Annotated in this window: 16 protein-coding genes; 11 read left to right on the forward strand and 5 right to left on the reverse strand. The window is 68.5% G+C overall.

The genetic code is table 11. The features are described from left to right. Window positions 1-77: 77 nt before the first annotated feature. From DW307_RS17755 to DW307_RS17770, 4 genes are all read left to right on the forward strand, one after another. A complete protein-coding gene (locus tag DW307_RS17755; RefSeq protein ID WP_021198994.1) occupies window positions 78-839 on the forward strand; it encodes an ABC transporter ATP-binding protein in 762 nt (253 codons plus the stop codon). Continuing rightward, window positions 836-2,296, forward strand: coding sequence for an ABC transporter permease (locus tag DW307_RS17760; RefSeq protein WP_136025351.1), 1,461 nt, complete (start codon window positions 836-838; stop codon window positions 2,294-2,296). Before DW307_RS17755 ends, DW307_RS17760 begins: the two co-directional genes overlap by 4 nt. 18 nt (window positions 2,297-2,314) lie before the next feature. Continuing rightward, window positions 2,315-2,974 (forward strand): 2-phosphosulfolactate phosphatase, encoded by a 660-nt coding sequence (locus DW307_RS17765; RefSeq protein ID WP_136025352.1) that lies wholly within the window; start codon window positions 2,315-2,317, stop codon window positions 2,972-2,974. Window positions 2,975-3,112: 138 nt separating this feature from the next. After that, window positions 3,113-3,598 (forward strand): DUF3054 domain-containing protein, encoded by a 486-nt coding sequence (locus tag DW307_RS17770; RefSeq protein WP_136025353.1) that lies wholly within the window; start codon window positions 3,113-3,115, stop codon window positions 3,596-3,598. 7 nt (window positions 3,599-3,605) lie between these two features. On the opposite strand, the gene DW307_RS17775 is transcribed toward DW307_RS17770, so the two are convergent. The 4 genes from DW307_RS17775 to DW307_RS17790 all read right to left on the reverse strand — a co-directional run bounded on the left by DW307_RS17775 (window position 3,606) and on the right by DW307_RS17790 (window position 6,982). Continuing rightward, window positions 3,606-4,094, reverse strand: a complete 489-nt coding sequence (locus DW307_RS17775) for a SprT-like domain-containing protein (RefSeq protein WP_021198998.1) — start codon at window positions 4,092-4,094, stop codon at window positions 3,606-3,608. A 46-nt stretch (window positions 4,095-4,140) separates the two neighbouring features. Continuing rightward, window positions 4,141-4,668: a hypothetical protein gene (locus DW307_RS17780; protein WP_029259796.1), complete on the reverse strand. Its 528-nt coding sequence runs from the start codon at window positions 4,666-4,668 to the stop codon at window positions 4,141-4,143. A 157-nt stretch (window positions 4,669-4,825) separates the two neighbouring features. Next, entirely contained in the window at window positions 4,826-5,686 is an 861-nt protein-coding gene (locus tag DW307_RS17785) for a spermidine synthase (protein ID WP_029265929.1), read from the reverse strand. A 30-nt stretch (window positions 5,687-5,716) separates the two neighbouring features. Next, window positions 5,717-6,982, reverse strand: a complete 1,266-nt coding sequence (locus DW307_RS17790) for an LCP family protein (protein ID WP_029265927.1) — start codon at window positions 6,980-6,982, stop codon at window positions 5,717-5,719. A 150-nt stretch (window positions 6,983-7,132) separates the two neighbouring features. Here DW307_RS17790 and DW307_RS17795 point away from each other — a divergent pair, with 150 nt between their 5' ends. The 5 genes from DW307_RS17795 to DW307_RS17815 are packed head-to-tail and all read left to right on the forward strand — an operon-like array spanning window position 7,133 to window position 12,632. Beyond that, window positions 7,133-8,422, forward strand: a complete 1,290-nt coding sequence (locus DW307_RS17795; RefSeq protein ID WP_029265925.1) for a sugar ABC transporter substrate-binding protein — start codon at window positions 7,133-7,135, stop codon at window positions 8,420-8,422. A gap of 15 nt (window positions 8,423-8,437) precedes the next feature. Further along, window positions 8,438-9,412, forward strand: coding sequence for a carbohydrate ABC transporter permease (locus DW307_RS17800; RefSeq protein WP_029265923.1), 975 nt, complete (start codon window positions 8,438-8,440; stop codon window positions 9,410-9,412). Beyond that, window positions 9,409-10,242 (forward strand): carbohydrate ABC transporter permease, encoded by an 834-nt coding sequence (locus DW307_RS17805; RefSeq protein ID WP_017828171.1) that lies wholly within the window; start codon window positions 9,409-9,411, stop codon window positions 10,240-10,242. Before DW307_RS17800 ends, DW307_RS17805 begins: the two co-directional genes overlap by 4 nt. Then, a complete protein-coding gene (locus DW307_RS17810) occupies window positions 10,239-11,750 on the forward strand; it encodes a glycoside hydrolase family 3 N-terminal domain-containing protein (protein ID WP_136025354.1) in 1,512 nt (503 codons plus the stop codon). The genes DW307_RS17805 and DW307_RS17810 overlap by 4 nt, the downstream gene beginning before the upstream one ends. A gap of 15 nt (window positions 11,751-11,765) precedes the next feature. Then, window positions 11,766-12,632 carry a MurR/RpiR family transcriptional regulator gene (locus DW307_RS17815; protein ID WP_029259801.1) on the forward strand — a complete coding sequence of 289 codons (867 nt, stop codon included), beginning with the start codon at window positions 11,766-11,768 and terminating at the stop codon, window positions 12,630-12,632. Between the two features lie 102 nt (window positions 12,633-12,734). Here DW307_RS17815 and DW307_RS17820 read toward each other — a convergent pair whose 3' ends face one another. Beyond that, entirely contained in the window at window positions 12,735-13,655 is a 921-nt protein-coding gene (locus DW307_RS17820; RefSeq protein WP_136025355.1) for a sugar kinase, read from the reverse strand. A gap of 163 nt (window positions 13,656-13,818) precedes the next feature. On the opposite strand from DW307_RS17820, the gene DW307_RS17825 reads away from it, so the two are divergent. Then, window positions 13,819-15,492 (forward strand): ABC transporter substrate-binding protein, encoded by a 1,674-nt coding sequence (locus tag DW307_RS17825; protein ID WP_021199007.1) that lies wholly within the window; start codon window positions 13,819-13,821, stop codon window positions 15,490-15,492. Between the two features lie 88 nt (window positions 15,493-15,580). Continuing rightward, window positions 15,581-16,585 carry an ABC transporter permease gene (locus DW307_RS17830; protein ID WP_017828176.1) on the forward strand — a complete coding sequence of 335 codons (1,005 nt, stop codon included), beginning with the start codon at window positions 15,581-15,583 and terminating at the stop codon, window positions 16,583-16,585. Window positions 16,586-16,608 lie beyond the last annotated feature (23 nt).

Raw genomic sequence — 16,608 nt, forward strand, 5'->3', positions numbered from 1 at the left:
GATCATCCTTGCGATGTATGCGGAAGGGTCCCCGGGGGCGATGACCGGCGAGGTACCGCGGAAATAGCGTCGGATGCATGGAGATCACGACCACCGACCTGGGGCTCGCCGCCCGCGTCCAGCACCTGAAGAAGACCTACGGCTCCGGTGAGGGCACCGTCCATGCGCTGGACGACGTCAGCGTCGGCATCCGCCGGGGACAGTTCACCGCCATCATGGGGCCATCGGGCTCCGGCAAGTCCACCCTGATGCACATCATGGCGGGGCTCGACAGCCCCACCGAGGGACGGGCGTGGATCGGTGACACCGAGATCACGGGGCTCGGAGACATCGATCTCACGATTCTGCGTCGTCGCCGGGTCGGCTTCATCTTCCAGGCCTTCAACCTCGTGCCGACGCTCGACGCTCTCGGCAACATCATGCTGCCGTTCGAGCTCGACGGTCGTCGTCCGAGCGCGATCGAGAGGGCGCGCATCGACGGACTGATCGAGACGCTCGGGCTCGGCTCGCGTCTCTCTCACCGCCCGCATCAGCTGTCCGGCGGGCAGCAGCAGCGTGTGGCGATCGCCCGAGCCCTGGCCACGGCACCGGATCTGGTGTTCGCGGACGAGCCCACGGGCAACCTCGACTCGAAGACCGGACGCGAGGTGCTGCGTCTGCTCGCCACCGCGAGCCGTGAGCACGGCCAGTCCATCGCGATGGTCACGCACGACGCGATCGCGGCGAGCCACGCCGACCGCGTGCTCTACCTCGGTGACGGACGCATCGTCGCCGACCACCCGCGTCAGACCGCAGAAGAGATCTCGGCCTACATGCTCGCCGCCGAGGTGGCAGCATGACCGCCGTCGCCACGGTCGTCCCCGAGACCCGCGCGACCGGTCCTCGACTGGCCTGGCTGCGAGACCGGGGGATGGGCGCGAGCGTCCTGGTCGCCGCGCTGTCCGCCGCGTTCGGAGTGCTCCTGGTCGAGATCACGGCCTACATCGGCGCCGTGCTGCAGGCCGATCCCTTCATCGGCGACAGCGGGACGCTCGCGTTCGTGGTCGCACTGCTGTCGGTGCTGCTGACCGTGGTGGCGATGTACGTCGCCGCGATCGTCACCGCGAACACCTTCTCGACGATCATCGCCGGACGCACCCGTCAGATCGCGCTCATGCGTCTGATCGGGGCGACCGCGCGCTCGCAGCGGGCCGAGGTCGGCACGCAGGGGCTCGTCGTCGGGCTGCTCGGGGCGGCGATCGGCATGCTCGCGGGTCTCGTGCTCGCGGTCGTCGGGGTGCAGGTCGGCGGGCAGCTGATCGCCAACGCCCCGACCGACTTCTCCCTCGTGCAGCCATTCGTGGCGCTGCCGGCGATCGGCGTGGCCCTCACGACCTGGGCGGCGGCATGGGCTGGTTCCCGCCGTGTGCTGTCGGTGACGCCTCTGCAGGCGCTCGGCGGGTCTGTCGAGCGCACGCACGACGACGTCTCCGGCACGCCGGGTCGGCACATCGGCGCCTGGGTGCTGTTGATCGCCGGTGCCGCGCTCCTCGTGGGTGGTGTGCTCGTCGGTCTCGTCACACCGCTCGGGGTCGTCGTCGCCTTCTTCGGCGGTGTGCTCTCGTTCACGGGCCTGGCTCTCGGATCCGTGCTGTTCATGCCCCCGGTCCTGCGACTGGTGGGGCGGATGTTCGGATCGAGCGCGACGGCTCGTCTCGCGGCCGAGAATGCGCTGCGCTACCCGGAACGCTCGTCGAGGATGGCGATCGGCGTGGTCATGGGCGTGACCTTGGTGACGATGTTCGCCGTGGCCCTCGAGTCGGCCAAGCGGCTGATGATGAGTCAGACCACCGGAGAGGTTCCTGCGGCGTTCTTCGCCCCGATGGACGCCTTCGCGGCGGTGATGATGGTGCTGGTCGCCGTCTCGGCCGTGATCGCGGCGGTCGGGCTCGTGAACCTGCTCACTATCGGCGTGGTGCAGCGTCGTCGCGAACTGGGGCTGCTGCGCTCGATCGGGCTGTCCAATCGCCAGGTGCGACGGATGGTGCTGCTCGAGGCGACCCACATCACGGTCGCCGCGACGCTGACGGGACTCGTGCTGGGCGTGGCATACGGCTGGATCGCCGCGCAGTCGCTGCTCGGATCGGTGCCGACCCTGCCGGACTTCGTTCCCGCGGGACTCATCGCTCCGCAGATCCCGTGGATCCCCGTCGCCATCATCGTCGTCGCGACGGCGGTGCTGACGCTGGTGGCGGCGGCGACGCCCACCCGACTGGCGACCAGGGTGGCCCCGGTCGAGGCGCTCGCGGCGGACTGACGCCTCTAGGCTTGTCGGATGCCGTCGCCGTTCGATCAGTCCACCTACCAGGTCCGCCTCGACTGGGGCACCGCGGGTCTCGCCCGCCTCGCCGATGCCGACGTCGTCGTGGTCGTCGATGTGCTGCGGTTCTCCTCCACGGTCATCGATGCCACGGCGTCCGGCTCTGCGGTCGCGCTCGCGGACGCGGAGGGGTGGTCGCGGAACGGGGCGGCCGTCGTCGCTGCGGCTCCCTCCGAGGCGACGGTGCTCGTCGGCGGCATCCGCAACGCGGCGGCCGTCGCACGGGCCGTGCAGACCATCCAGGAGCGACGGCAGGCACGCACCTCTGTCGCGGTGATCGCGGCCGGCGAGCTGGATGAGGCGGGTGCGCTGCGGTTCGCCGTCGAGGATCAGCTCGGGGCCGGTGCGATCGTCTCGGCGCTCTCGGATCGGGGTATCGACCACACGGCTCCGGACGCCGCGGTCGCCGCCGAGGGCTTCCACGCCCTGCGCGGCGCGGTGCGGCACATGATCGGTGCGAGCGGATCCGGCCGTGAGCTCGCCGCCGGCGTCGTCGCGACCGCCCGCATCGAAGCATCGGGTCTGATTCCGACCTCCGTGGTGGATGCCGCCGTCCTCGATGCGGTCGACGTCGTCCCGGTGCTCCACGAGGGATCGTTCGTCCGCTTCGACTGATGCGCATGCCCACCCCGTTTGGAGGATTTCTCCCCGACGGGCGGACGCGCGGCCGCAGGACATCCTCCCGACACGGAGATCTCCGCCGGTTACCGCGGGGCAGGCACCGGCACGGCCGCGGGCACGTAGGGTCGTGGCATGAGGTACCTTCCCGCTGTCGTCGTCGATGTCGTGCTCGTGCTGATCTTCGCCGCGATCGGTCGCGCGTCCCACGATGAGAACCCTGCGGGGTTCCTGCTCACGGCATGGCCGTTCCTGATCGCTCTGCTCGTGGGCCATCTCCTCGCCGCGCTGCTGCCCGGCCGTCCCCGTCGTCCCTGGTCGCTGCCATGGGGTGCAGTGGTGTGGGCCGTCACGGTCGCGGGTGGGATGCTCATCCGTGTGCTCAGCGGCGACACGGCGGAGCTGCCGTTCATCATCGTGGCGACGCTCGTGCTCGGGGCGTTCCTGGTCGGTTGGCGCGCGATCGCAGCCCTGCTGCGTCGTCGGCGCAGCGCTGCCGATGTGACCGTGGAATCCGGCGCGGGGGTCGATTCCGGCGCAGTGGTCGATTCCGGCGCGGCCGTCGAACCCGGCGCAGCACTGACGACCGATGCGGAGAGCCGCGACGACCCGAAGGGCTGAGCCGCGGTCAGCGCGGCATCTGCGCGGCGAGGCGCACGTCGGTCGAGATCTCCCGTCGGGTCCAGGCGAAGAGATGGCGGGAGTCGAATGTGCGCGAGCACCGGGCGCACGATGTCGGTCTCGTCGGGCGGCGGTGCCGGTAGGTGACGTGACCTGCGGGGCAGCTGCCCACCCAGGGGGCGAGCTCCTCGGCCGTCTCACCGTGGTGGGTCGTTCCCCCGACGTAGCCGAGATCACGGGCGACGCGCTTCCACGCGGGACCATGCGCAGCGGCGTGACCGGCGAGGGCGTGCGCGACCTCATGCAGCAGCACCTGATGGATGTCGTCGTCTTCGAAGCGTGCGGCGAGATAGCGGGACACGGTGATGCGCTTCTTCGTGTAGTCGCACTGCCCGGCCCGCCGCTTGGCGTTGTCGAAGCCGAACGACCAGCTGTCGTCGAGGTGCAGCGTGATCAGTGCTTCGCCCCAGACGCGCACACGGTCGAGTTCCGCCATGCGATCAGGCTAAGCCATGCCGCCGACATCGCGGTGGCACGAAGACTCAGCCCGCGATGAGCTGCGGCGGGCGGCGCCGCTCAACAGCCTCGATGGCCAGGAGCGCCGTCTCGAGCTCGCTGTCCTCCGCACCCGACTCGCGCCGGAGGAACAGCGACTGCTTGAAGCTCTCCCTGGCGGTCTCGTAGTCGCCTGCGTCGTAGGCGTTCTTGCCGTGGTGCTGGTACGCGAACGCGGCGATCGACAGCCAGCGCTGCCCCTCCGCCTCGGTCGCGCAGGTCGAGAGCTCCTGTTCGGCTGCGGCGTGCGCGCCCCGATACTGCAGGATCGTGGCGTGCAGCACGCGGGCGCGCAGAACGTCCTTCCGGGTGCCGGCCATGCGCGCCTGACGCACCGTCTCATCGGCCAGCGCGAGCGCCTCGTCGAGGCGGTCGAGCACTTTCAGCAGCCACACGCGCTCCAGCAGAGCGGGCAGGCTGCGCTGCGAATCGATCTCCGCGAGTCGTGCCTCGCACTCGTCGAGATCGACCTTCTCGCGGAGGGTGTCCTGGTCGTATCCCCGGATCAAACTCATTGCTCTCCTTCCGCAGCGTCCCCCACCAGTCTGCCTTCCGGTGACGGGGTCGTCGGGGCGGCGCGCCCTGGTCTCCGCATCCTCTCTGCGACACACGGCGCCCCGGCGCTGCTGTCACCGATCGTGCCTCTCCTCGGACGCCGGAGACGCTCGTGGCTCAGCGCAGGAAGAGCGAGGCGTCGGGCCGCGGGGAGGCGATGGCGTCGGCGTCGGTCACGATCCGTGCCCCGTGGAAGAAGGCGTCGGCCTCGGCACCCTGCGCGATCTTCGCGGGGTGGGGACCGGCGGCCAGGATGCGCGGCAGCCATTCCGTCGGCAGGGGAGCGGCCGAGGCTGCGACGACGAGGTTGCCGAACCGCCGGCCCTTGAGCACCTGTGTGTCGGCGAGGATGCCGATCTCGGGGAGCACGTGTGCGATGGTCGCGGCCTGTCGGCGGGCGAAGGCGAGACCGGGGCCGTCGGCGACGTTGACGAGAAGCACGCCGCCGGGCGCCAGCAGCTCCGCGAGCTCACGGTAGAACTCGACGCTGGTGAGGTGGGCGGGCGTCTGGGCTCCCGAGTAGACGTCGGAGACGACGAGGTCGCAGCTGGCCTGTAGGCCGCTCGGCAGCTTCGCCACGCCCTCGCGGGCATCGCCGATCCTGATCCGGATCGCCGCCCCTTTCGGCAGAGGAAGATGTTCCCGCACCAGCTGGGCGAGGGGGGCCTCGAGCTCGATCACCTGCTGGCGCGAACCGGCACGCGTGCTCTCGATGTAGCGCGGGATCGTCAGCGCACCGGCGCCGAGATGCACGGCGGTCAGCGGGCCGGGCGGCAGCTGGTCGATCACCGCCCCCATGCGCACGATGTACTCGAAGTGCAGGTGCGTCGGGTCGTCCAGATCGACGTGCGACTGCGGCGTGCCGTCGACGATCAGCTCGAAGCCGCTCGTGAACTCCGACGGGATGATGCTGGCGATGCCGCCGTGATCCAACCGGACCTGGGGATGCTCGGTGTCGCGCGATCTCGTCCGGCCCATGGGCACGAGCCTACGCGCTGGCGGTGCGGCTCAGCGCTGCTTTCCGTTCGCGCACGTCTCCTGTTCCGCCGTCTGTCCGGAGATCGCCGAGTCGAGCGTCGCGCGCGGTGCCGGGGCGTCGGTCGCCGGAGCGTCGGTGGCGGGAGTCTCCGTCACAGGAGGTTCGGCGCCCGGTGCGGGCTCCACGAGCTCGACGCCTCCGTTGTTGCTGACGTCCCCGGTGAGCTGCACGGGCTGCCCGGCCTTCAACGCGTCCCAGATGCTGGCCGCGGCGTCCCGGTTCGGGACGACGCGGTCGGAGTCGTCGGGGTCGGTGAACACCGGATACTGCAGGAAGACGAATTCGGAGAACGGCACGTCCTTGACCGAGAGGGCGAGCTGTGCGAGTCGGACGGGGTTGCCCAACTCGTCGCTGGGGTCGATGTTGTCGACGATCGTGTCAGCGAGCCCGAGCACCTTCCCCGGGTCGGAGAGCACCTCGTCGCTCATGATCTTCTTCACCAGGCGCGACATGTACTGCTGCTGGTTCGACACGCGCGCCATGTCGCTCTCGTCGCCGACGCCGTGCCGGGTGCGGATGAACTGCAGGGCTTCGTAACCCGAGACGGTGCGCAGTCCCGGTTCCCAGTCGAGGGCCGTGTGCCGGTCGCGGATGCCATCGCCACCGATGCACACCTCCACACCGCCGATCGCATCGGTCACCTCCATCACGCCGTCGAAGTCGATCTTCGCGGCGAAGGGGATCTCGATGCCGGTGAGCTCGGTGACGCTCTTCGCCACACACGACATCCCGGCGTTCTGATAGATCGAGTTGATCTGCGACTTGCTCGTCTCCGAGGCGACTGATCCGTCTTCTCTGGTGCACTCGGGGGTGGGGATCATGAGGTCGCGGGGGAGCGAGACGACCGTGACGTTGCGGGGCTCCGCCGACACGTGCACCAGCAGGTTCACGTCGTTGAGGATCCCCCCGTCGGCTTCGGAACAGCGCTCGCCCAGCAGGCCGGTCGACACCTCACCGCATTCGTCCGTGCCGATGATGAGCATGCTGAACTCGCCGGGGTACGCGCTGATCGAGGGCGGCTCGACCTCGGGCGCCCCTTCCAGGGTGACGGCGCCCTCATTAAAGCGGTTGAAGTAGTCGGTCACGACGAAGGCAGCGACCGCGATCGCGGAGACGAGCACGATGCCCAGGGTGATGCCGGCGATCTTCAGGATTCCTCTGGCGGGCCGGCGGGAGGGGAGCGTCGCGTGGCGGGCGACCGTCGAACGGTCCTTGTCAGGGGTGCGGCGAACCATCCGGGGAGCCTACCGGGAGAAGCTGATGTTACGGCCGCATGACGATTGTGAGAGGAACTTGCAGGTAATTAGTTAGTCGTGGATACTTTTTCCTAACCCCCGGTGAGTACCCGATGCTTGCCAGGACTTTTCAAAGAGGAGATCCCCGCAATGCACAAGCGCATTCTCTCGGCCGTGGCGCTCGGCGCCGTGGCCACGCTCGCTCTCGCCGGTTGCGCCGGCGGCAGCGACACCGGCTCCACCGACGGCAAGGGTCAGGAACTCACCGTCTGGATCATGAAGGGCACGAACCCCGATGCCTCCGCCTTCTACGACAAGGTGTCCGACGCCTTCGAGAAGGAGACCGGCGCGACGGTCAAGATCGAGGAGATCCAGTGGGCTGACGCCCACGACCGCTTCGTGACCTCCATCGCCGGCGACACGACCCCCGACATCGCCGAGACCGGCACCACCTGGACCGCCGAGTTCGCCGACGCCGGTGCGCTCGAGCCGCTCGACGAGTACGTCGATGCCGAGAAGGGCCTCCGCGACGACCTCGTCGAGGGCCTCGAGGTCGCCGGCACCTACGACGGCGAGCTGTACGGCATGCCGTGGTACGCGGGCGTCCGCTCGCTCGTCTACCGCGCCGACGTGTTCGAGGAGCTCGGACTCGAGGCCCCGAAGACGTGGGACGACATCGTGGCTGCGGGCGACGCCATCAAGGCCGCCAAGCCCGACATGCTGCCCTTCCCGGTCCCGGGCGACGCCGAGTTCCAGGTCTACCCCTGGGTCTGGGGCGCCGGCGGCGAGATCGCCACGAAGGACGGCAAGACCTGGACCAGCGAGCTGGACAGCACGGAGTCGCAGGCGGGCATCGAGTTCTACACGGGCCTGGCCACCGAGCACGGCTTCTCCTCCGCGGGTGCGACCACCTGGAAGGAGACCGACCTCCGTGACGCGTTCACCCAGGGCAACGTCGCCATGATGCTCTCGGGCTCGTGGACGCCGAAGTCGCTCGTCGAGGCGAACCCCGACCTCGAGGGCAAGATCGGCGCGGCCGTCATCCCGGGCGAAGACGGTGGCATCGCTCCGTCCGTGCTCGGCGGATCGCACCTCTCGGTCTTCAACACGACCAAGAACGCCGACCTGGCGTGGGAGTTCGTCAAGCTCATGACCACCGGCGAGTTCGCCGAGCAGTGGTCGGACGAGACCGGGTACTTCCCGGGTGTGCAGTCCGCGATGGAAGAGGCCCTGGCCTCGACCGACCCGCTGGTCGCACCGTTCGCCGAGCAGATGGTCGACGGCGGAGCATCCGTCCCGGTCACCCCGAACTTCGGTGCCGTGCAGGCGAAGAAGACGACCAACTCCATGATCCAGGCCATCCTCAGCGGACAGAAGGACGTCGCGACCGCGACGAAGGACGCCGCCGCCGAGATGACCGAACTCCTCAACCAGAAGTAAGGAAGCATCCCTTCCATGTCGATGGTGCAAGCGCCACTGCCGGCCACGAAGGCGGAGTCCACCTCCGCCTCCGTGGCCGGCGGCCGGAAGCGACGCGGTCTCTCGATCGTCGCGGCCCGCCCCTGGCTCCTTCTCGCGCCCGGGCTGGCCATCCTCGCGGTGCTCATGCTCTGGCCGCTCGTCCAGGTGTTCATCTACTCGCTGCAGGACTACGGTCTGCGCGAGATCAACACCGGTGAGAACAACTGGATCGGTCTCGACAACTACGTCGAGGCGCTCACCAACCCGACCCTCTGGACGGTGGTGCTGCCCAACACCGTCGGGTTCGCCGCCGTGGCCGTGTTCGTCACGGTCGCCGTCGGCACGCTCGTGGCGCTCCTGCTCGCACGCCTCGGCACCACCTGGCGCGTCATCGTCTCCAGCTGCATCATGGTCGCCTGGGCGATGCCCGCCGTGACCGGAACCTATGTCTGGACTTTCATCTTCGATGCCGACCGCGGCATCTTCAACTCGGTGCTGCGTGACCTCGGTCTCATGGACGACCCGGTGAACTGGTTCACCAACCAGTGGTCGTTCTACGCCATCGTGCTCCTCAACGTGGTGCACCACGGCTTCCCGTTCGTCGCCATCACGGTGCTGGCCGGCCTGCTCGGTGTCTCGAAGGAGATGCTCGAGGCCGCCGCTCTCGACGGTGCCGGCGCCTGGCGTCGATTCTGGAAGATCATCTTCCCCACGCTCAAGCCCGTCTTCTCGGTCGTGATCATCCTGTCGACCATCTGGGACTTCAAGGTCTTCGCGCAGGTGTACCTGATGCCCGGCGGTGGGGGTGGCAACCGTCAGGTGCTCAACCTCGGCGTCTGGTCGTATGTGGAGTCCTTCGGCCAGAACCGCTACGGCTTCGGTGCGGCCCTCGCCGTGCTGCTCACGCTGGTGCTGATCGGCATCACGATCGTCTACATCCGCTCCCTCATGAAGGAGGACGAGCTGTGAACCCGCGTCCGAGGCTCCGCTCCCGCATCGGAATCGGAATCGCGGTCGCCGCGGTCCTGATTTTCACGCTGTTCCCCGTCTACTGGATGGTCTCCAGCGCGTTCGACGGCAAGGCCTCCAGTGGTGGGCAGTCGCTGCTCCCGCAGGAGTTCACCTGGGACAACTTCGCCTTCGTGCTCACCGACGGCGGATTCGGCACCTACCTGCGCAACTCGGCCATCGTGGCGCTCGTCACGGTCCTCGTGAGCGCCCTCGTGTGCCTCCTCGCGGCCGTCGCGGTGGCGCGATTCAAGTTCAAGTTCCGCACCACGATCCTGATGATGATCCTGATCGTGCAGATGGTGCCGCTCGAGGCGCTCGTCATCCCGCTGTTCCTGCAGGTGAAGAGCCTCGGCCTGCTCAACAGCATCCTCGGCCTGATGGTCGTCTACGTCGCGCTGTCGCTCGCGTTCGGCATCTGGATGCTCCGCGGCTTCGTCGCCGCCGTTCCGGTCGAGCTCGAAGAGGCCGCATACATCGACGGCGCGAGCTGGTGGCGCATGTTCCGCTCGGTGCTGCTGCCGCTGGTCATGCCCGGCCTCGTGGCGACCAGTATCTTCAGCTTCATCACCGCCTGGAACGAGTTCATCTTCGCGATGACGATCCTGGGGGCTCAGACCGACCAGTACACGGTCTCGATCGGTCTGAAGTCGTTCTTCGGTCTGCACTCCAACGATTGGGGCAGCATCATGGCCGCGTCGACCATCATCACCGTCCCGGTCATGATCTTCTTCGTGCTGGTGCAGCGCAAGCTCGCCTCCGGCATGGTGGCGGGAGCGGTGAAGGGATGACCGACGACCTGGAACGCCTCGCGAACGGCGTGCTGTGGCCGGGATTCTTCGGCACCGAAGCCCCTGGGTGGCTGCGCGAGGAACTGCGTGACGGGCTGGCCGGAGTCGTGTACTTCGGGCAGAACGTCGGCGAGGGGCTTCCCGCTCTCAGCGCCGCGATCCTCGACGCAAACCCCGACGCCCTGATCGGCATCGACGAGGAGGGCGGCAGCGTCACCCGGCTCGAGTCCGCCACCGGCTCGACGGTTCCGGGCGCCGCCCAGCTCGGTCTGCTCGACGACCTCGTCGCGTCGGAGAAGACCGGCGCCGAACTCGCGCGTCGGGTGCGTGCGGTCGGTGCCAACGTGGTGCTCGGTCCGGTCGCCGACGTCAACACCGACCCCCGCAACCCGGTCATCGGTGTTCGCGCGTTCGGTGACGACGAGGCGCTCGTTTCGCGACACGTCGTCGCGACGATCGACGGCATCCAGGACGGCGCGGTCGCCGCCTGCGTCAAGCACTTCCCCGGCCACGGCGACACCCATATGGACTCGCACCACTCGCTCCCCGAGATCACGCTCGATCTCGAGGAATTCGAGCGCGTGCACCTCGAGCCGTTCCGCGCTGCGGTCGATGCCGGTGTCGACGCGGTCATGACCGCGCACATCGTGGTTCCGGCGTGGGGAGAGCAGCCCGCCACCCTCAACCCGCGTGTGCTCGGCATGCTGCGCGACTGGGGCTACGACGGCGTCATCATCACGGACGCCCTCGACATGGCCGCGATCCGTGAGACGGTCGGACTCGGTGGGGGAGCAGCCCAGGCGCTCGCTGCCGGAGCCGACCTCCTCTGCATCGGGAACCCGACGAATCCGGGTGATGCCGCTCTTCCCGACCAGGACGAGCAGGACTTCCGCGCCGCCAGAGACGGGATCGTCGCCGCGCTGCGAGACGGTTCGCTCTCGCGGGCGCGTGTCGAGGAGGCGGCAGCCAGGGTCGCATCCCTCGCCGCCAGGCTCCGCGTCGCTGCGGAGCAGACGCACGAGCAGATCGAGGCCTTCGACGCGGCGGAGATCGTGCGCCGCGTGGTGACCGTCTCCGGCGACGCCCCGCAGGCGACGTCGGAGCTCGCCGTCATCGACGCACGTCGACGCTCGACGCTCGCCGTCGACAGCGCGGGGTCGTACGTCGCGAGTGCGCTGGCCGGAGATGGTCTGCGGGTGCGCCTCGACGTGGCATCCGCCCCGGTCTCCGAACAGGACCGCGTGATCGACGAGGTCTCCGCAGCCGCAGGCACGACGGTGCTGCTGATCGATCGTCCCGACACGGACGCCGCGCAGCGTGCACTCGTCGAGCGCGCCGCTGTGCGTGATCCTCGTGCTGTCGTCGTCAACGTCGGCCTCCCCACGGCGAATCCGCTGCCGCTGCCGACGATCGAGGTCGCCGCAGCCAGTAGGCTCGGTGCGCAGACGGCGCGTGAAGCACTCCTGGGACGGTTCCCGGTGCAGCAGAGGATGACCAGCGCCGGCTGAGACGGGATTCCCTCCATGGACGACGACGTTCTCGCTCGGGTGCGGCGCTCACTTCCCAAGGTGAGCGCCGCCGAAGCGCGCGTCGCGGAGACGATCCTGGGAGACCCGACACTCGTCGTCGACCTGGCGATCAACGATCTCGCCCAGCTCTGCCACACGTCGCTGTCGACGGTCGCCCGGTACGCCCAGGCGCTCGGATACAGCGGGTACCGGGAGCTCAGGGTCGCGGTCGCCCGCGCGGTCACCCTGGAACAGGCGCAGCAGGCCCGGTTCGGTCTGGACACCACGGCGATCGATCCCGACGACGGTCCAGCGGCGATCGCCGCCAAGCTCGCTGCGCAGGAGATCGACGCCATAGAGAAGACCGCCTTGGCGCTCGACCCTCTCGCCCTCGATCGGGTCGCCCGCGCCGTGGTCGACGCGCGGCACATCGACCTCTTCGGTCAGGCGGCGTCGTCGCTGACGGCGCAGGACCTGCAGTTGAAGCTGTCACGTATCGGATGCTCCGTGTCGCACTCGGCGGACCCGCATCTCGCGGTCACGACGGCTTCGCTGCGGACTGCCGACGATGTGGCGATCGCGTTCTCCCACGGCGGAGAGACCGCGGAGACGCTGCGTGCCCTCGAAGTCGCGCGCGATGCCGGCGCCCTCACCGTGGCGGTCACCAGCGCACCGGACTCGCCGCTGGCGCTCGCAGCGGATGTCGTGCTGCTCACGCACGCGCACGAATCGCCGTTCCGGATGGCCGCGATGTCGAGCCGTATCGCTCAGCTCGCGCTCGTCGACGTGCTGTTCGTGCGTGTCGTGCAGCACCGCGGCGAACCGGTTGCGGTCTCGCTTCAGCGGACCCACGACGCCGTTCCCACACGACGCCGCACCTGATGATCGGTATCCGCCTCGTCGGGCGGAGGCCGCTGCGTGAGGCGGAGTTGTGGGCGTAGCTGTTCCTCCCCGCGGGGATCTCTCCGTCCGCGGCGACGCGCCTCAGTCCACGTGATCGCGCGTGCTCACCAGGGCACGCGTCGCGATGCGGTGCCCTCGGGCGACGCTCCCCGCCAGCGACAGGCCGGTGAGGATCCCGGCGAGGAAGCCGGCCGCGAAGGCATCTCCGGCCCCGATGGTCTCCACCACGGGTGCGTCCAGCGCGTCGCTCTCGGCGGTCTCCGTGCGGTCGAACGCCACGGCCCCGCTCGAATCGGTGACGAGCAGATACCGCGGCTCAGGGAAGAGCGCACGCAGCTGCTGCGGATCGCTCGTCCCGAACACGGCTTCCGCGTCGGGCCTGGTGCAGAACACGACGTCGGCCCGGCGTGCGAAGTCGGAGACGATCCTCCTGCCCTCCGCCTCGCGGCCGCGCCAGAGCGCCGGGCGCCAGTTCAGGTCGAAGCTGAGCAGCCGGTCGGATTGTCGATCCGCGAACAGGGCCTCCTGGGCCGCGAGCGCCGAGGCAGAGAGCGCCGGCGTGATGCCCGAGGTGTGCACGAGTGCGGCATCGGCGAGGAGGGCGGATGCCGCCGGTGTGGTCAGCGTCTGCGGTGAGAGGGCTGCGGCGGCGGAGCCGGCACGGTAATAATGCATGGTGCCGTCGACCGCTCCGTCGTCACGGGCCGAGAGTTCTTTCACGTAGAGGCCGGTGGGCGCGTCGCCGTCGACTTCGACCGCGGAGGCGTCGACGTCATGGGCGTGCAGCTCGGCGAGGAGGAAGCGTCCGAATCCGTCGTCGCCCACACGGGAGAGGACCGAGGTGCGGATGCCCGCCGAGGCCAGGGCGATCGCGGTGTTCCACTCGGCGCCCGCGAGGGAGCGGTGGAAGGTCCGGCAGTCCTCGAGCGGACCGGCATTGGCGGCGACGAGGGCGACCATGCCCTCGCCGAAGCAGACGGCGAGCGGGGTGGTGTCTGGCACGATCTGGACACTACCGGATCGGTGCGGGCTGCGCTGATATCGGATTGCAACATGGATGCGTTTGGCATCTGAGGATCTGCTGGGTACCGTCGAGTCATCACCGTCCCCGAGGCGAAGAAGCCTCGGGACGCGCAACGAAGCGCCCGACAGGGAAGGTCACACAATGCACCAATCAGTCAAGCGTCGGCGAGGACTCATCGCCGTAACCGGAGCCACGATCGCTGCGCTCGCCCTCGCGGGCTGCGTCGCCAGCGAGCGTGGTGACGAAGGGTCTGAAGGTTCCGGCGACGTCGACGGCACGTTCGTCTTCGCCGCTTCCTCCGACCCGGCGAGTCTCGACCCCGCCTTCGCGCAGGATGGCGAGAGCTTCCGCGTCTCGCGTCAGATCTTCGAAGGTCTCGTCGGCACCGAGCCCGGTACCGCCGACCCGGCACCGCTCCTCGCCGAGTCGTGGGAGTCGTCCGAGGACGGCATGTCCCATACCTTCGAGCTGAAGAAAGACGTCACGTTCCAGGACGGCACGCCGTTCAACGCCGAGGCCGTCTGCGTGAACTTCGACCGCTGGTTCAACTGGACGGGGCTCGCCGCGTCCGAGGCCTTCGGCTACTACTACAACAAGCTCTTCAAGGGGTACGCCTCGAACGCGGCGGACGCCGTGTACAAGTCCTGCACCCCCGACGGCGAGAACTCGGTCACGATCGAGCTGAACAAGCCGTTCGCCGGCTTCGTCGCCTCGCTCTCGCTGCCGGCCTTCGCCATGCAGAGCCCCTCGGCGATGCAGGAGTTCGGCGCGGATGAGGTCAGCGGCTCCGCCGAGGCCCCGCAGCTCTCCGAGTACGCGATGGGTCACCCCGTCGGCACCGGGCCCTACGCCTTCGAGGAATGGGCACCGGGCGAGCAGGTCACGCTCAAGTCCTATGACGGGTACTGGGGAGACAAGGGACAGGTCGACGAGATCATCTTCCGCACGATCGACGACCCGACCGCTCGCCGCCAGGCGCTCGAGTCCGGATCGATCGACGGCTACGACCTGGTCGGCCCCGCCGATACCAAGGCGCTCGAGGACGACGGCTTCACCATGGTGTCGCGTCCGCCGTTCACGATCCTCTACCTCGCCTTCAACCAGGCGGTCCCGGAGCTGCAGGACCCGAAGGTCCGTGAGGCCCTCTCGTACGCGGTCGACAAGGATGCGCTGATCAGCCAGGTGCTGCCGGAGGGCACGCAGAAGGCGATCGAGTTCGTGCCCGAGGTCGTCAACGGATACAACCCCGATGTCACGACCTACGACTACGACCCCGAGAAGGCCAAGTCGCTGCTGGCCGAGGCGGGCTACACCGAGGCGAACCCGTTGAAGCTCACCTTCAACTACCCGGTCAACGTCTCGCGTCCCTACATGCCGGACCCCGAGCAGATCTTCACGGTGCTGTCGTCGCAGCTCTCCGAGGTCGGCGTCGAGACCACCCCGGTCTCGGAGGAGTGGGTCGAGTACCTCGACCGCACCACCGGCACCTCGGACCACGGCATCCACCTGCTCGGCTGGACCGGCGACTACAACGACACCGACAACTTCGTCGGCGTCTTCTTCGGCCAGCAGAGCTCCGAGTGGGGCTTCGACAACCCCGAGCTGTTCCAGAAGTTGAACGAGGCGCGCGGCGTCTCCAACCTCGAGGACCAGACGGCGCTCTACGAGGAGATCAACGAGATGGTCGCCCAGTTCATCCCGGGCGTCCCGCTCGCGCACCCGGCGCCGACCCTGGCGTTCGACCCGCGCGTGAAGAGCTATCCCGCCAGCCCGGTGAACGACGAGGTCTTCACGGACATCGTCCTCACCAAGTAGGCCTGACCACCTGATACGACGCTCTCCCGGTCCCGCGCATTCGGCGGGACCGGGGGAACGGCGTACCTTCTGATCGACGGAGATCTTCGTGCTGCGCACCATCGGCAGGCGACTGCTGTTCCTCATCCCCACCCTGTTCGGGCTCAGCATCCTGCTGTTCGCCTGGGTCAGGGCCCTCCCCGGCGGCCCCGCGGTCGCCCTGCTCGGCGAGAAGGCCACACCCGAGGCCGTCGCGAGAGTCAACGAGCTCTACGGCTTCGACAAGCCCCTCATCGAGCAGTACTTCATCTGGATCGGACGCCTCCTGCAGGGAGACTTCGGCACCTCCATCCAGACCAACCGACCGGTGACGGAGGAGTTCCTCCGCCGGTTCCCCGCGACGCTGGAGCTGAGCGTCATGGCGCTTATCTTCGCGGTGGGCATCGGCATCCCGCTGGGGTACTGGGCCGCCCGCCGCCACGGGAAGTTCACCGACCACGCGTCGGTGGTGCTGAGCCTGATCGGCATCACCATCCCGGTGTTCTTCCTCGCGTTCATCCTGAAGTACGTCTTCGCGGTCCAGCTGGGATGGCTGCCGTCGGACGGGCGCCAGAATCCACGAATAGACGCGACCCATCCCACCGGGTTCTATGTGTGGGACGGCATCATCACCGGCGAGTTCGATGCCGCATGGGATGCGATCCTGCACCTGATCCTCCCGGCACTCGCGCTCGGTACCATCCCGCTCGCGATCATCGTCCGCATCACCAGGGCCAGCGTCCTGGAAGTGCAGAACGCCGACTACGTGCGCACCGGCCGCGCGAAGGGTGTCGGATCGCCGACGTTGCGGAACCGCTTCATCCTGCGCAACGCCATGCTCCCGGTGATCACCACGATCGGCCTGCAGACCGGGCTCCTGATCTCGGGGGCGGTGCTCACCGAGACGGTGTTCGCCTTCCCCGGAATCGGCTCGTTCCTGGCGAGAGCGATCTTCACCAGGGACTTCCCGGTCCTCCAGGGTTTCATCATCTTCATCGCGATCGCGTACGCGCTGATCAACCTGGCGGTCGATGTCTCCTACAGCTTCATCGACCCGAGAGTGAGGGTGCAGTGATGTCCCTCCCCATCGTCCGAAAG

It is taken from the genome of Microbacterium sp. K27 (assembly GCF_004794435.1).
GTDB lineage: Bacteria > Actinomycetota > Actinomycetes > Actinomycetales > Microbacteriaceae > Microbacterium > Microbacterium maritypicum_A.

Excerpts from the sequence above, each read along its gene's own strand:
- DW307_RS17755 (WP_021198994.1), top strand. The coding sequence starts at position 78 with ATGGAGATCACGACCACCGACCTGGGGCTCGCCGCCCGCGTCCAGCAC.
- DW307_RS17760 (WP_136025351.1), top strand. The coding sequence starts at position 836 with ATGACCGCCGTCGCCACGGTCGTCCCCGAGACCCGCGCGACCGGTCCT.
- DW307_RS17765 (WP_136025352.1), top strand. The coding sequence starts at position 2,315 with ATGCCGTCGCCGTTCGATCAGTCCACCTACCAGGTCCGCCTCGACTGG.
- DW307_RS17770 (WP_136025353.1), top strand. The coding sequence starts at position 3,113 with ATGAGGTACCTTCCCGCTGTCGTCGTCGATGTCGTGCTCGTGCTGATC.
- DW307_RS17775 (WP_021198998.1), bottom strand. The coding sequence starts at position 4,094 with ATGGCGGAACTCGACCGTGTGCGCGTCTGGGGCGAAGCACTGATCACG.
- DW307_RS17780 (WP_029259796.1), bottom strand. The coding sequence starts at position 4,668 with ATGAGTTTGATCCGGGGATACGACCAGGACACCCTCCGCGAGAAGGTC.
- DW307_RS17785 (WP_029265929.1), bottom strand. The coding sequence starts at position 5,686 with ATGGGCCGGACGAGATCGCGCGACACCGAGCATCCCCAGGTCCGGTTG.
- DW307_RS17790 (WP_029265927.1), bottom strand. The coding sequence starts at position 6,982 with ATGGTTCGCCGCACCCCTGACAAGGACCGTTCGACGGTCGCCCGCCAC.
- DW307_RS17795 (WP_029265925.1), top strand. The coding sequence starts at position 7,133 with ATGCACAAGCGCATTCTCTCGGCCGTGGCGCTCGGCGCCGTGGCCACG.
- DW307_RS17800 (WP_029265923.1), top strand. The coding sequence starts at position 8,438 with ATGTCGATGGTGCAAGCGCCACTGCCGGCCACGAAGGCGGAGTCCACC.
- DW307_RS17810 (WP_136025354.1), top strand. The coding sequence starts at position 10,239 with ATGACCGACGACCTGGAACGCCTCGCGAACGGCGTGCTGTGGCCGGGA.
- DW307_RS17815 (WP_029259801.1), top strand. The coding sequence starts at position 11,766 with ATGGACGACGACGTTCTCGCTCGGGTGCGGCGCTCACTTCCCAAGGTG.
- DW307_RS17825 (WP_021199007.1), top strand. The coding sequence starts at position 13,819 with ATGCACCAATCAGTCAAGCGTCGGCGAGGACTCATCGCCGTAACCGGA.